Consider the following 13,475-nt stretch of genomic DNA (forward strand, 5'->3'; position numbering starts at 1 on the left):
TCGTCTCTTCAGGGAGAAGAGACGGAGGCTTTTTTGTTTCCCCGCGGTCCCGTGAATCCGATATCCTGAATATCCTGATTATTTTCAAAACCTAAGGAGTGTGACAGTCATGGGAATGACAATGACGCAGAAGATTCTCGCCCATCACGCCGGTCTGGAGTCCGTCCGGGCGGGCCAGCTGATTCAGGCGAAGCTGGACCTGGTGCTGGGCAACGACATCACCACCCCTGTGGCCATCAACGAGTTTGAGGCCGCCGGATTTGACCGGGTGTTTGACAAGAGCAAAATCGCCCTGGTGATGGACCACTTTGTGCCCAACAAGGACATCAAGGCCGCCACCCAGTGCATGCAGTGCCGGACCTTTGCCCGCCGCTTCGACATCGACCACTATTTCGACGTGGGCGACATGGGCATCGAACACGCCCTGCTGCCGGAAAAGGGCCTGGTGGCTCCCGGCGAGGCCGTCATCGGCGCCGACTCCCACACCTGTACCTACGGCGCCCTGGGCGCCTTCTCCACCGGCGTGGGCTCCACCGACATGGGCGCGGCCATGGCCGCCGGCGAAACCTGGTTCAAGGTTCCCTCCGCCATTAAGGTCAGCCTCACCGGCAGTCTCCGGCCCCACGTCTCCGGCAAAGACGTGATTCTCACCCTCATCGGCATGATCGGCGTGGACGGGGCCCGGTATCAGTCCCTGGAGTTCACCGGCCCGGGCGTTGCCTCCCTCTCCATTTATGACCGGCTGACCATTGCCAACATGGCCATTGAGGCCGGCGGCAAGAACGGCATCTTCCCGGTGGACGAGATTACCCGGGCCTATGTGGCGGAACGGGTAAACCGGCCCTGGACCGCCTATGAGGCGGACCCCGACGCCGAGTATGAGCGGACCATTGAGATTGACCTGAGCCAGGTGGACTGCACCGTGGCCTGGCCCCACCTGCCTGAGAACGCCCACAGCGCCCGGGAGGGCAAGGACATCGCCATCGACCAGATTGTCATCGGCTCCTGCACCAACGGCCAGCTGCCCGACCTGGCTGCCGCCGCCGCCGTGATGAAGGGAAAGCATCTGGCCAAGGGCGTCCGGGGCATTGTGATTCCCGCCACCATGAGCGTCTACCGGGCCTGCATGAAGGAGGGCTACGCCGATATCTTTATGGACGCCGGCTGCATCGTCTCCACCCCCACCTGCGGCCCCTGCCTGGGCGGCTACATGGGCATCCTGGCCCAGGGCGAGCGCTGTGTCTCCACCACGAACCGCAACTTTGTGGGCCGCATGGGCCACGTGAAGAGCGAGGTCTATCTGGCGTCCCCCGCCGTGGCCGCCGCCTCCGGCATTGCCGGACACATCGCGCACCCCGATGAAATTTGAAGACAATTAAGAATTTCTGTGAATTAGGAATGAGGAATGAGGAGTTAGGAATTTTTCCCGGCTTCGTTACAATTCCTAATTCCTAACTCCTAATTCCTAATTAAAAGAAAGAGTGATTCCAATTAGAAATGAGGAATGAGGAATTTGAGGTTCCTGATTCAATTCCTAATTCCTAACTCCTAATTCCTAATTTCTAACTCCTAATTCCTGATTTAAACGGAGGTTTATGCTATGAACGTACAGGGAACTGTCCATAAATACGGGGACCACGTGGACACCGACGTGATTATCCCCGCCCGCTATCTCAACACCCAGGACCCCAGAGAGCTGGCCGCCCACTGCATGGAGGATATCGACAAGGAATTCACCGGCAGAGTGCAGGAGGGCGACATCATGGTGGCCGGGGCTAACTTCGGCTGCGGCTCCTCCCGGGAGCACGCCCCCGTCGCCATCAAGGCCAGCGGCGTCAGCTGCGTGATTGCCGCCACCTTTGCCCGGATTTTCTACCGCAACGCCATCAACATCGGCTTGGCCATTCTGGAGTGCCCCGCCGCCAGCGCCGGCATCTCCGCCGGGGACCAGGTATCCGTGGACTTTGACACCGGCGTGATTACCAACCGCACCAAGGGCGAGACCTATCAGGCGGAGCCCTTCCCCCCCTTCATCAAGGACATGATTGCCCGGGGCGGCCTCATGGCGTCTCTCAGGGCGAAGAAGGCGGAGGCGTAACCATGGACAGGAGAATTGCGGTGATTCGGGGCGACGGCATCGGCCCCGAGATTGTGGGGGAGGCCGTGGGCGTGCTGGACGCCGTGGCGGCGAAGTTCGAACACAGCTTCCGCTATGCCGAGGCCCCCATGGGGGGAAACGCCATCGACGCCTTCGGCGTGCCTCTGCCGGACTCCAGTCTGGAGACCTGCCTGAGCAGTGACAGCGTGCTGCTGGGAGCGGTGGGCGGGCCCAAGTGGGACAGCCAGCCTTCCGCCAACCGCCCCGAAAAGGGCCTGCTGAAGCTCCGGGCCGCCATGGGGCTCTATACCAATGTCCGGCCCGCCCGGATGTTCTCCGAGCTGGCCTCCGCCTGTCCCCTCCGGGCGGACATCGCCAACCGGGGCATTGATTTCGTGGTGGTCCGGGAGCTGATTGGCGGACTGTACTTCGGCGAGCACACCACCGTGGAGGAGAACGGGGAGAAGAAGGCCCGGGATATCTGCGAGTATTCCGAGACGGAGATCCGCCGGGTGGCCCGTGTGGCCTTTGAAATGGCCCGGAAGCGCCGGAAGCGGGTGACCAGCGTGGACAAGTCCAACGTGCTGGACACCTCCCGCCTCTGGCGGGCGGTGGTGACGGAGGTGGCCGGGGAGTACCCGGATGTGGAACTGCTCCATATGTATGTGGACAACGCCTCCATGCAGATGGTAAAGGACCCCAGCCAGTTTGACGTGCTGGTGACGGAAAACCTCTTTGGCGATATCCTGTCCGACGAGGCCAGCCAGATTACCGGCTCCATCGGCATGATTCCCTCCTCCAGCATGGGCGAGGGTACCCGGGGCCTCTACGAGCCCATTCACGGCTCCGCCCCGGACATCGCCGGGCAGAACAAGGCCAACCCCATCGGCACCGTTCTGGCCGCCGCCATGATGCTGCGCTACAGCTTCGATATGGCCGCCGAGGCCGCCGCCATCGAGAACGCCGTGGACCAGACCCTGAAGGCCGGCTTCCGCTGCGGCGACATCATGGAGCAGGGCTGCACGCTGCTGGGCTGCACGGAGATGGGCGCGGAAATCCGCAAGCGCATCTGAATCAGAAAAGACCGCCGTCCGGCGGTCTTTTTTGTATCTTCCCTCTGATTCAGCCGTCTGACGGAGGCAGATTGCGGTCGCCCCACTCCTTCATCACATTCAGCACAGAAATGAAGCTCTGCCCCAGCTCCGTCAGTGTGTACTCCACCCGCGGGGGAACCTCGTGAAAATCGCGGCGCAGAAGAAACCCGTCGGCCTCCAGCTCCCGCAGCTGCTTGGTCAGGGAGGACTCCGTAATCTCCCCGAGCTGCCGCCGCAGCTGGCCGAAGCGGTGTATGTCGGACACGGCTATGTAGTAGAGTATTTCGATTTTCCACTTTCCGCCCAGCAGCTTTTGCAGAGTGGAAATGGTTCTGCACCGCTCAACGGCCTGTTTGGTTTTCCGCATGGCGTATTCCTCCCTCCGGATGGTCCTGCTGGCTACACCATATCAGACCCGCAGCAAAAAATCAAGACGCCGCCGGGCTTTACGCCTGCCCCCGCAGGAACGCCTGTAGGGGCGGGCCTCTGCGCCCGCCCGTTCTCCCAATGATGCTGGGCCTCCGGCAGACGGGCCGGGACAGGCCCCTACATAAAATCTTCGCCCTGTTCACTCCTCAAAAATCAAGGCGTCGCAAAAATCAGGGTACTGCAAAAAAGTACCGTACTTTTCTTTTCACGGCGGCCCGGTATAATGGACCCATCAAAGAGACGTCAGGGAGGTATGACGATGCACTACACAGGGACCATTTGGCGTCCGCCCTACGAGGCGGCGTCGCTGCTGCTGGAGGTCACGGCGGGCTGCACCCACCACAGCTGTAAATTCTGCACGCTGTACAGTGAGCTGCCATTCAAGTTTAGAATGTCGCCGCTGAAGGACGTGGAGAGCGATTTGCAGGAGGCGCAGATTTGGGCCGCGGACCCCATGGCCCGGCTGTCGGCCCGCTTACAGGGGCTTCCGGAGCCCGGAGGTGTGGAAAGGGTGTTTCTGACCGGGGCGAACCCCTTCGTCCTGCGCTGTGACAGGCTGCTGGAAATCGCCGGTCTGATCCGGCAGTATCTGCCCTCTGTCAGAACGGTGGGCTGCTTTTCCCGAATCACGGACATTGCCCTGAAATCTGATGAGGAGCTGGCGGCCCTTGGCCGGGCCGGCTACGACGGTCTGACCATCGGCATTGAGACCGGCGACGGCGAGGCTCTGGCGTTTATGAACAAGGGCTATGCGCCTGGGGACATCCTGACCCAGTGCCGCCGTCTGGACGAGGCGGGCATCGGGTACAGCTTTTTCTACCTGGCGGGGATTTCCGGAGCCGGGCGGGGCGAGGCGGGGGCGCGGGCCACCGCCGCCGTGTGCAATCAGCTGCGCCCCTGGCTGATTGGGGTGAATATGCTGACCGTCTACCCGGATTCCGAGCTCAGCCGGGAAATCCGGCGGGGGGCCTGGAGGGAGAGCGGGGAGCTGGAGAAGTACCGGGAGACCCGGACGCTGCTGGAGTGCCTGAACATTCCCACCGTCTTCGCGGCCATGGGGGCGTCCAACGCCTTTCAGTTTCAGGGCGCTCTGCCGGAGGAGCAGGACGCGCTGCTGGCGAGACTGGATGAAATCATAGCCTCCGGCCAGGAAGACCGGCTGCGGTCCTACCGGGAGCAGCTGCCCCATTTATAAGCATTGGGCCTCCCGGCTTCACAGGCAGCCCACGGCGCAAATGCGCCCCCTCGAAAACCACTTGCCGGTTTACGGGCCCACCAGCTCCGTAAAAGGCCGGAGAGTAGGGCGGCGGAAAAACGAAAAAACAAAAAAACGAAAAAACGAAAAAACGCCGGGGAACGCATTGAGAGACGTTCCCCGGCATTTTGGTGAGACAGAGGATTCAGCGGTGTTCCGAAGGGCCTGGCTCTGCGCGCTCTTCTTCCGCGCGCTCCTTTTCCGTGCGCCCTTCTTCCGCGTGCCCTTCTTCCGCGTGCCCTTCTTCCGCGTGCCCTTCCTCTTCCGCGTCTCCTTCCTCCTGGGCCTTCAGACGCTCCAGCCAGGCCAGAAGGCCGGGCCGCCGGGTTTCCCGGCAGAGCCGGTCGATCAGGGCCCGGCGCTCCTCCAGACGGCCCATTCTGCCCAGGACCTCAATCCGTTCGCATTCGATGTGCTCCCGGAAGGTGATGACGCCTGTGTCCGCCCGTTTCAGCACGTCGTTTTCAGAAAAAGCCGGGGCGCACCGGTCCAGGGCCGCCAGGAATTTGTCTCCGTCCCGGTCCTGCTGATAGGCCCGGGCGGCTTCGTTCAGGGGTTTGAGGGCCTTCCGGAGCGGACGGGAATTGCTCCAGGCACAGGCAAACAGATACATCGCCAGCAGCGCGATGATGGCCAGAGTCCTGGCCATGGGCGGGAGCTCCAGAGCGTTCAGCCCGAAGCCCGCCGCCGCTGTCCCGGCGATTGTCAGCGCCAGCCGGAGCCGGTGGCCCTTGGAGGCCGCGAACCCCGCTGCGGTCAGGATTACGCCCAGGACCAGGGCCAGAATCCGGAGCACTCCGGCCAACTCGAAGCGGCCTCCTCCCCTCACGGCGGCCACAGCGACGCTCAGCATCACGGCCCAGAGGAGGAGGGAGAACAGGCCCAGAGCCGTCTTTCTGTTCATGGCGCGGTCTCCCCGACAGTGACCGCCAGATGAAATTCATCGGTAAGGGACAGCCGGTATCCAGGGATGTTCTCCCGGTTCCACTCCGGGGTCTGAGAGGACTGCCAGGTTCCTCCGGGCTCAAAGCTGAGTTCCGCCGGGACGTATACCGTCAGCGTCTCGCCGCCGGCGTCCCGGACCTGGTACTGCGTCAGGTTCTTCTCCGGCCCGAAGTACCCCGGCAGGTGGGTGGACATGCTTCCGGGGAGAAACCAGACCTCCCGCTCCGCCGTCTGGCTGGATTCAATCTGCTTCATATCCGCTCCCGTCTTCCCCAGCAGGGGCAGGACCTCGCTGTTCAGCATCAGGCCGCAGATGCCCACATGGATGGCCAGGGGCAGGACGGCCATTTTGGCCAGGTCCTTCCACACGCCGGAGGCCCTCCGCTTTTTCAGGGCCCGGGCGGCCAGCACCGTGATGAGAAGGATGACGGCCAGCCCCAGCGCCGCCGCGCCCAGCATCAAAAAGCACCAGGTCCGGGCCGCGCCGAGGATGCCGTAGGCGGTGCTTTTGCCCGCCTGGCACCAGCGCTGAACGGGCTCGGACAGGGCCCCCAGCACCAGCAGCAGGGCGGGGAAGATGGAGAAAAAGGGACTGATGACCAAAAACAGGTCGGAACGGCGGCTGTATGGCTGTGACATGACTGCGCACTCCTTTTCCGGCGGATTCTGCCTGAAATTTCTATGGAGAGTATAGCGCGGAACGGCGGGAAATGCAAGAGGCCGGAGCGCCGGGGGAATTTTATTCGGAAGAAGGGGGCGGGCTTTACACCTGACCCCCGCAATGATGCCTGTAGGGGCGGGCCTCTGTGCCCGCCCGTTCTCCCAATGGTTCCGGATTCCCGGCAGAGGGACCGGGACAGGCCCCTGCAAAATAAAATCTGCCAATAAGAACATCCCCCGGCGCCAAAGGCGTTGGAACAGCCGTCCGGCGGACCTTAAACCAGACGCCAGACTAAAAGGCGGTCCGCGCCTGTGCCCTTGAGGCTGCGGACGAGAGCGTCCCAGGCGGTCTGCCCGGCAGTCCCGTAATCGGCCTGGAAAAATTCGCAGATGAACCGGGAGAGCCCCTGGAAGTCCATGGCCTCCTCCAGCGCCAGGACCTGTTCCCCTTCGCGGAACACCACCACGTCAAAGTCGCCGGTGGCCCCCCGCCATGCCTCTCCCACCGCCTCCATGCCGCTTCGGACGTCCACACCGCAGACCGTCTGGAGATAGCGGAACAGGGCAAGGAAGACCTCGCCGGAACACCCGGCAGCTTCCATTGCGCCTGCGGGGGACTCCATTTCGTCGAGCATCCTGCTGATGAGACTGTCCGCCTCGCCGGGAGCCCCGTTTTGGATGAGGACTGCCAGCTCCTCGAAGCTGCCCCTGGCGCAGGTTCCGAAAATGCCAATCATGGACATGGTGTGTTCCTCCTGTCGTGATGTGAGGCGCTGCCGTGCCGTCGCGCCTGATGGATGATTCTGAGTATACCATGTCGGCCGCCGGGGCGCAAGACGGGACAGGCTTCAGGGAGTGTCCATCTGCGCATATTACAGCGGGGATGCCATGCAGAAGGATGGCCCGGTCAGGGGACCAGGCCATTTCCTCGGGAGCGCCGGAGCCCCAAAAGACGCAGCACCCGCAGGGACCCCCTGGCCGGCCCGTTTGCCGGGAATTTTGACGCTTGGAATCAGGCGGGTTCCAAAGTATGCAAGGTTCCCTTTGACAAAGGTCGGCCTTTTTGCTATCATCAGCTTAATGGCGTATGATGCGGAAAGTCCGGAGCGCGCTCCGGCGGGCGTCTCTTCCCCTGAGAGGGCCCGGCGCCGCCTACTTTTGAAAAGGAGCAGGGCTATGAAACACGTAAAATACGGCAAGTGCGTCCGCTGCGGCAAGACCTATGAGGCTGTGCCGGACCTGACCAGCTGCGAATGCGGAGGCATTCTGGACATCGTCTATGACTATGATTACATCAGGACCCGGCTGACCAAAGAGAAGCTGGCGGAGCGCGGGGAGCGGAGCATGTGGCGTTACCGGGAGCTGCTGCCCATTGAGGAGACCACGGAGCCCACGCCTCTGCGGGTGGGCTGGTCCCCCCTGTACGAGGAGCCCCGCCTGGCGGAGGCGCTGGGACTGAAACGCCTGTGGGTGAAGGACGACGGCCAGAACCCCACCGCCTCCTTGAAGGACCGGGCCAGCGCCATGGCCGTGGCCAAGGCCCGGGAGGCCGGGGCGAAGGTCATCGCCTGCTCCTCCACTGGCAACGCCGCCAGCTCTCTGGCGGGCAACGCGGCGGCGGCGGGCCTGTCCACCTATATCTTCGTGCCCTCCCGGGCCCCCAAGGGCAAGGTGGCCCAGCTGATGACCTTCGGGGCCACGGTTGTTTCCGTCCAGGGCAGCTATGAAGAGACCTTCGAGCTGAGCAGGGCCGCCATTGACAAATGGGGCTGGTACAACCGCAACGCGGCCATCAACCCCTATCTCTCCGAGGGCAAGAAGACCGTGGCCCTGGAGATTATGGAGCAGCTGAACTGGGAGGTCCCCGACTATATCGCCATCTCCGTGGGAGACGGCTGCACCATCGCCGGGCTCTGGAAGGGCCTGAAGGACCTGCACGCCATCGGCTTTATTGATAAGCTCCCCCGGCTGATCTCCGCCCAGGCGGAGGGCTGCTGCCCCCTGAACCGGGCCATTGAAACCGGGGAGCCCTGGCGTCCCATGGAGGAGAACACCCTGGCGGACTCCATCGCCGTGGGGGTGCCCCGGAACGCGGACAAGGCCCTCATGGCGATTCGGGAGAGCAGCGGCCTGACGGTCAACGTCTCCGACCGGGAGATCATGGCGGCCCAGAAGCTGCTGGGCCGGACCTGCGGCGTCTTTGGCGAGCCGGCCGGCGTCACCGGCGCGGCGGGGGTGAAAAAGCTCTGCGAGCAGGGGAAGCTGGGAAAGGACGACACGGTGGTCTCCGTGGTGACAGGGAACGGCCTGAAGGACGTTGCCAACGCCATCGCCGCCTGCGGCGAGCCCATCACCATCCCCTCCGACATGGACCGCCTGCTGGCGGCCTTCGCTGAGAAGGGCATCACCGTGGACTGAGCGCCGCCGCGAACGGGAAATAACAGAAAACAGCAAAAGGGCAAAGAAACAAAGAAACAAAAAACGAAAAATCCGGCTTCGACTGCGGGGCCGGATTTTTTGACCGGTTTTTGCCCGTTTTTTGGCCGGATTTTTGTCCGGATTTTAAGCCCTTCCCGTCCTGCCGCCCTCCGCCGGAGGGACGGTCCGGGAAAAAGGAAGCTGAGATGGAAAATGAAAAAATGCCGTTGCTTTAGCGGCGGGAGCGGCGTATGATAGAGTCAGCGCAGATGAGCGCCCGGCGGCTGAAACGGCTTTTTAGTGCCGGCGCACGCGTACAAAAAATTCATCCGGGAAAGGAAGCTGCGATGAAGGCATTGGAAGACAAGCACTGCTGGGCGGAGATTGACCTGGACGCCCTGCTGCATAATTTTTCCCTGGTGCGGCGTCTGGCGGGGGAGACCCCCGTCTGCGCCGTGGTGAAGGCCGACGCCTACGGCCACGGGGACCTGATGGTCTGCCGCGCCCTGGCAGAGGCCGGAGCGGCCTGGTTTGCCGTGTCCTGTCTGGCGGAGGCGAGACGCCTGCGCCGGGGCGGCGTCCGCCGGCCCATTCTGATTCTGGGCATGACCCAGCCCGGCCAGGCGGCGGCCCTGGCGGAGGACCGCATCACCCAGGCCCTGTTCAGCCCGGAGTACGCCCGGGCCCTCTCGGAGGCGGCCCGGGCCGCCGGGGTGACGGTGGACTGCCACCTGAAGGTGGACACCGGCATGGGCCGCATCGGCTTCGGGGCCCGGGAGGATTTTGAGGGAGCCGTGGAGGGCCTGCGGGCCTGCCGGGAGCTGCCGGGTCTGTCTGTCTCCGGCATCTTCCAGCACTTTTCGGCGGCGGATTCCCTGGCGGCGGAGGACCGGGCCTATACCGAAGCCCAGTACGCCCTGTTCCGCCGGGTTCTGGACCGGGTGGCCGGGGATGCGCCGCTGATGGTGCACTGCTGCAACTCGGCGGGGCTGGTGTCCCACCCGGAGTGGGCCCACGATCTGGTCCGGGCGGGCATCATTCTCTACGGCCAGGACCCCAGCGGGGAACTGCCCCTGCCCGGCCTCCGGCCCGTCATGAGCCTGAAGGCGGCGGTGAGCCACGTCAAGACCCTTCTGCCCGGGGAGTCCGCCGGATATGGCCGGACCTATACCGCGGAGCGGCCTGTCCGGACGGCTACCCTCTGCTGCGGCTATGCCGACGGCTATCCCCGGCTGCTGTCCGGCCTGGGCGTGGCCTCCCTCCACGGAAAGCCCGCCCCCATTCTGGGCCGGGTGAGCATGGACCAGGTGCTGGTGGACGTCACCGAAGCGCCGGAGACCGCCATGGGGGACGAGGCCGTTCTGCTGGGGGCCGGAGGCGGCGACAGCTTCGCCCGGGCGGCGGAAAAGATTGGGACCATCTCCTATGAACTCCTCTGCGCCGTGGCCCGAAGGGTGCCGAGGGTCTATCTCCGGGGCGGCGAGGCCGTGGCCGTGGACGACTATCTGGCGGATGTGAACTGAATTAGGAATTAGGAATGAGGAATTAGGAATGGCTTCTTAATTAGGAATGATTCCGTTCTTTCGGCAATTCCTAACTCCTAACTCCTAATTCCTAATTTCCGAAAGGGGTGTGCGTATGTGGCTGCTGTTCGCCTTTGGCTCCGCGCTGTTCGCGGGCCTGACGGCCATTCTGGCCAAGTGCGGCGTCCGGCGGACGGATTCCACCGTGGCCACCGCCGTCCGCACCGTGGTGGTGCTGGCGTGTTCCTGGATGATGGTGTTTCTCACCGGGGCCCAGGCGGGACTGGGGTCCATCGGGGGGAGGACGCTGCTGTTCCTGGCGCTGTCGGGCCTGGCTACCGGGGCCTCCTGGCTGTGCTATTTCAAGGCGCTGCAATTGGGGGACGTGAACCAGGTGACGCCCATCGACAAGAGCGGCACCGTGCTGACGATCCTGCTGGCGCTGGTGCTGTTCCGGGAGTCGCTTACTCCGCCGAAGATGGCGGGAACCGCCGCCATCGCCCTGGGGACCTGGCTGATGCTTGAACGGAGGGAGACGGACAAGACGGGGAAGGGGGGGCTGACCTGGCTGCCCTTCGCCCTGGGGTCGGCGGTGTTTGCCAGCCTCACGGCGATTCTGGGAAAAATCGGCATCAGCGGCGTGGACTCCAACCTGGGCACCGCCATCCGCACCGGCGTGGTGCTGGTCATGGCCTGGGGGATGGTCTTCGCCGCGGGAAAGGGGCCGGCCCTGCGGGAGGTGCCCGGAAACGAGCTGGGCTTCATCTGTCTGTCCGGCGTGGCCACCGGGGCCTCCTGGCTGTGCTATTACCGGGCCCTCCAGACCGGCCCCGCCAGCGTGGTGACGGCGGTGGACAAGCTGAGCCTGCTGGTGACGGTGGGGTTCTCCTGCCTGGTGCTCCGCGAGAGGCTGAGCCGCCGGGCTGGGCTGGGACTGGCCCTGATGACCGCCGGGACCCTGTCCATGCTGCTGTGAGGGTTTCCGGCGGCGGAATGATTTTAAATAAGAAAGGAAGGCGGCTATGAAGGAAGCGCGGAAAAAGCGGATTTTGCTCATCGGCACCGGCGGCACCATTGCCTCGGAGCTTACGGAGAGCGGCGGCCTGGCCCCGGAGCTGACCACGGAAGAGCTGCTGGCCCGGCTCCCCGCCATCTCGGACATCTGTGAGACGGACTGCCTCCAGCTGCTGAATCTGGACAGCACCAACATGACCCCGGCCCACTGGCTGGAGATGGTCCGCTGCATCCGGGACCGTTATGAGGCTTACGACGGCTTCGTGCTCACCCACGGCACCGACACCATGGCCTATACGGCGGCGGCCCTCAGCTATCTGATTCAGGACAGCCCCAAGCCCATCATCCTCACCGGGGCCCAGAAGCCCATCGGCTTCGACTCCACCGACTCCAAGACCAATCTGATGGACGCCTTCCGCTGCGCCGCCGCGGACCTGCCGGGGGTCTCCATCGTGTTCAACAGCCAGGTGATTCTGGGCACCCGGGCCAAGAAAACCCGGTCCAAGAGCTTTCAGGCCTTTTCCAGCATCAACTTTCCCCACCTGGGCATCCTCCGGGACGGGGTGCTGCTGCGCTACATCCGCCAGGACTGCGGCGGGAGCCCGGTGTTTTACGAGACCCTGGACACAAGGGTGTCCCTGCTGAAGCTGGTCCCCGGCATGGGCCGGGAGCTGGCGGACTTCCTGCTGGCCCGGAACGACGCCCTGATCATCGAGAGCTTCGGCGTGGGGGGCCTGCCGGAGCACGGCGGTTTCTACGACTGCATCCGGGACGCCATGGCGGCGGGGAAAATCATCGTCCTCACCACCCAGGTGGAAAACGAGGGCAGCGACGTGGGGGTGTACCATGTGGGACACGCTCTGAAAAACGAGCTGGGGGTTCTGGAGGCCTATGACATGACCACCGAGGCGGTGGTGGCGAAGCTGATGTGGATTCTGGGCCGGACGAGGCGCCGGGAGGAGGTGGAACGGCTGTTTTACACCCCCGTGGCCCGGGACATTCTCTGGCCTGTGGTGTGATACGCATTTCAAATAAAACGATTTCGGTTTATTTGAAACAGAACCGCATTCTGCATTTCTGTTCTGCGCCGGAATGGCGCAAAACACGTCTCATAAGAATCCAATGCGCCTTTGGCGGTATCAAAAGCTTTTGAATGGAGTCTAATATGAAAGACCGCCGGAAAGCCGGCGTATGGCTTGTTTTTCCGGCGGTTTCGTGATATAGTCGACGGGACTGAAGGGCGCGCCTGCTCAGTCCCGGGACGGTAAACTCCGAGTGAAGGCAGGCAAACCGGCCGCCCTCACAGACCGGCGGCGGACGCCCGGGAAATTTCCGGATTCCGACAGATAAGGAGGTCCTTTTGGATGTTCTCGATTTCCCCTATGAAAGATCTCTACGAAAGCCCCATGCCCCCCATGGCCCTGACGGACTATGAGGCCATGTCCAAATTTCTGAACCGGGGCGCGCAGCGCTGCAAGGCCTCCGGGCGGAATTTCGATTTGTTCCTGGACTGGGTGATTCACGCCCTGACCCAGAGCCTCACCGCCGACAGCGCCTCCCGCATCTTCCTGCCCAAAACCAAAACCTGCCCCTTTGAGCTGGACGATCTGATTCCCCTCTCCCCGCTCCGGTCCCAGCGGCGGCAGCGGGTGCAGCTGCGGGAGACGAACCTGATTGCCCCGGTGTGGAACAACAGCGATCTGGAGTCGGCCCTGGAGGCCTTTTACGACAGCGGCTTTGCCGGAACGGACCTGGAGGAGGTATTCGGCGGCGTCTACATCCAGGAGCTCCGCCTGGCCATCATCGACGCCCCGGCGGACGTGGACGTGCCCCAGGTGCTGCGGGTCTGGAGCCGGGGGAGCATCCTTCTGAACAGCTGGTCCCTGGGGGAGCTGGAACCGGTGCTGTCCACCGACGGCGAACACTGGTATCTTCAGGGGGAGGACGGCGAACAGAAGCTGCCGGTGCTGGAGACCCGCATGGCCGCTCTGTACAACTGCGGCCTGCGGCGTTACGCCGGCAGGGAGTGAGGACAGGCG

Annotated in this window: 13 protein-coding genes and 1 other annotated feature (1 of these 14 running past the window's edge); of the genes, 9 read left to right on the forward strand and 4 right to left on the reverse strand. The window is 63.5% G+C overall.

All coding sequences use genetic code 11. The annotated features are described in order from the left end of the window. Positions 1 to 11 (forward strand) — a binding site (T-box leader); it begins 245 nt to the left of the window's first position. 98 nt (positions 12 to 109) lie between these two features. From leuC to leuB, 3 genes are all read left to right on the forward strand, one after another. Beyond that, positions 110 to 1,369, forward strand: coding sequence for a 3-isopropylmalate dehydratase large subunit (gene leuC, locus Q0063_RS03100; RefSeq protein WP_297870515.1), 1,260 nt, complete (start codon positions 110 to 112; stop codon positions 1,367 to 1,369). Between the two features lie 231 nt (positions 1,370 to 1,600). Next, positions 1,601 to 2,098 carry a 3-isopropylmalate dehydratase small subunit gene (gene leuD, locus Q0063_RS03105; RefSeq protein ID WP_297870516.1) on the forward strand — a complete coding sequence of 166 codons (498 nt, stop codon included), beginning with the start codon at positions 1,601 to 1,603 and terminating at the stop codon, positions 2,096 to 2,098. Positions 2,099 to 2,100: 2 nt separating this feature from the next. Next, a complete protein-coding gene (leuB, locus tag Q0063_RS03110; RefSeq protein WP_297870517.1) occupies positions 2,101 to 3,171 on the forward strand; it encodes a 3-isopropylmalate dehydrogenase in 1,071 nt (356 codons plus the stop codon). 49 nt (positions 3,172 to 3,220) lie between these two features. Here leuB and Q0063_RS03115 read toward each other — a convergent pair whose 3' ends face one another. Further along, complete coding sequence (locus Q0063_RS03115; RefSeq protein WP_297870518.1) at positions 3,221 to 3,559, reverse strand: helix-turn-helix domain-containing protein; 339 nt, start codon at positions 3,557 to 3,559, stop codon at positions 3,221 to 3,223. Positions 3,560 to 3,880: 321 nt separating this feature from the next. Here Q0063_RS03115 and Q0063_RS03120 point away from each other — a divergent pair, with 321 nt between their 5' ends. Then, positions 3,881 to 4,816 (forward strand): radical SAM protein, encoded by a 936-nt coding sequence (locus tag Q0063_RS03120; RefSeq protein WP_297870519.1) that lies wholly within the window; start codon positions 3,881 to 3,883, stop codon positions 4,814 to 4,816. A 205-nt stretch (positions 4,817 to 5,021) separates the two neighbouring features. On the opposite strand, the gene Q0063_RS03125 is transcribed toward Q0063_RS03120, so the two are convergent. The 3 genes from Q0063_RS03125 to Q0063_RS03135 all read right to left on the reverse strand — a co-directional run bounded on the left by Q0063_RS03125 (position 5,022) and on the right by Q0063_RS03135 (position 7,224). Continuing rightward, the gene (locus Q0063_RS03125) at positions 5,022 to 5,780 is read right to left on the reverse strand and encodes a hypothetical protein (protein ID WP_297870520.1); all 759 of its coding nucleotides are present in this window, start codon (positions 5,778 to 5,780) and stop codon (positions 5,022 to 5,024) included. Further along, entirely contained in the window at positions 5,777 to 6,460 is a 684-nt protein-coding gene (locus Q0063_RS03130; protein WP_297870521.1) for a hypothetical protein, read from the reverse strand. The genes Q0063_RS03125 and Q0063_RS03130 overlap by 4 nt, the downstream gene beginning before the upstream one ends. A 296-nt stretch (positions 6,461 to 6,756) precedes the next feature. Then, a complete protein-coding gene (locus tag Q0063_RS03135) occupies positions 6,757 to 7,224 on the reverse strand; it encodes a hypothetical protein (RefSeq protein ID WP_297870522.1) in 468 nt (155 codons plus the stop codon). 433 nt (positions 7,225 to 7,657) lie between these two features. Between Q0063_RS03135 and Q0063_RS03140 the strand changes: the two genes are divergently transcribed. From Q0063_RS03140 to Q0063_RS03160, 5 genes are all read left to right on the forward strand, one after another. Then, positions 7,658 to 8,899 (forward strand): threonine synthase, encoded by a 1,242-nt coding sequence (locus tag Q0063_RS03140; protein ID WP_297870523.1) that lies wholly within the window; start codon positions 7,658 to 7,660, stop codon positions 8,897 to 8,899. 347 nt (positions 8,900 to 9,246) lie between these two features. Then, positions 9,247 to 10,422: an alanine racemase gene (alr, locus tag Q0063_RS03145; protein WP_297870524.1), complete on the forward strand. Its 1,176-nt coding sequence runs from the start codon at positions 9,247 to 9,249 to the stop codon at positions 10,420 to 10,422. A 115-nt stretch (positions 10,423 to 10,537) separates the two neighbouring features. Next, a complete protein-coding gene (locus tag Q0063_RS03150; protein WP_297870525.1) occupies positions 10,538 to 11,398 on the forward strand; it encodes an EamA family transporter in 861 nt (286 codons plus the stop codon). A gap of 46 nt (positions 11,399 to 11,444) precedes the next feature. Beyond that, a complete protein-coding gene (locus Q0063_RS03155; protein WP_297870526.1) occupies positions 11,445 to 12,455 on the forward strand; it encodes an asparaginase in 1,011 nt (336 codons plus the stop codon). A 345-nt stretch (positions 12,456 to 12,800) separates the two neighbouring features. Continuing rightward, positions 12,801 to 13,466 carry a hypothetical protein gene (locus Q0063_RS03160; RefSeq protein WP_297870527.1) on the forward strand — a complete coding sequence of 222 codons (666 nt, stop codon included), beginning with the start codon at positions 12,801 to 12,803 and terminating at the stop codon, positions 13,464 to 13,466. Positions 13,467 to 13,475: the final 9 nt, after the last annotated feature.

Source organism: uncultured Oscillibacter sp. (assembly GCF_947654275.1).
Lineage (GTDB): Bacteria > Bacillota > Clostridia > Oscillospirales > Oscillospiraceae > Oscillibacter.

Coding starts and splice junctions, on each gene's coding strand:
- leuC (WP_297870515.1), top strand. CDS start 110: ATGGGAATGACAATGACGCAGAAGATTCTCGCCCATCACGCCGGTCTG.
- leuD (WP_297870516.1), top strand. CDS start 1,601: ATGAACGTACAGGGAACTGTCCATAAATACGGGGACCACGTGGACACC.
- leuB (WP_297870517.1), top strand. CDS start 2,101: ATGGACAGGAGAATTGCGGTGATTCGGGGCGACGGCATCGGCCCCGAG.
- Q0063_RS03115 (WP_297870518.1), bottom strand. CDS start 3,559: ATGCGGAAAACCAAACAGGCCGTTGAGCGGTGCAGAACCATTTCCACT.
- Q0063_RS03120 (WP_297870519.1), top strand. CDS start 3,881: ATGCACTACACAGGGACCATTTGGCGTCCGCCCTACGAGGCGGCGTCG.
- Q0063_RS03125 (WP_297870520.1), bottom strand. CDS start 5,780: ATGAACAGAAAGACGGCTCTGGGCCTGTTCTCCCTCCTCCTCTGGGCC.
- Q0063_RS03130 (WP_297870521.1), bottom strand. CDS start 6,460: ATGTCACAGCCATACAGCCGCCGTTCCGACCTGTTTTTGGTCATCAGT.
- Q0063_RS03135 (WP_297870522.1), bottom strand. CDS start 7,224: ATGTCCATGATTGGCATTTTCGGAACCTGCGCCAGGGGCAGCTTCGAG.
- Q0063_RS03140 (WP_297870523.1), top strand. CDS start 7,658: ATGAAACACGTAAAATACGGCAAGTGCGTCCGCTGCGGCAAGACCTAT.
- alr (WP_297870524.1), top strand. CDS start 9,247: ATGAAGGCATTGGAAGACAAGCACTGCTGGGCGGAGATTGACCTGGAC.
- Q0063_RS03150 (WP_297870525.1), top strand. CDS start 10,538: ATGTGGCTGCTGTTCGCCTTTGGCTCCGCGCTGTTCGCGGGCCTGACG.
- Q0063_RS03155 (WP_297870526.1), top strand. CDS start 11,445: ATGAAGGAAGCGCGGAAAAAGCGGATTTTGCTCATCGGCACCGGCGGC.
- Q0063_RS03160 (WP_297870527.1), top strand. CDS start 12,801: ATGTTCTCGATTTCCCCTATGAAAGATCTCTACGAAAGCCCCATGCCC.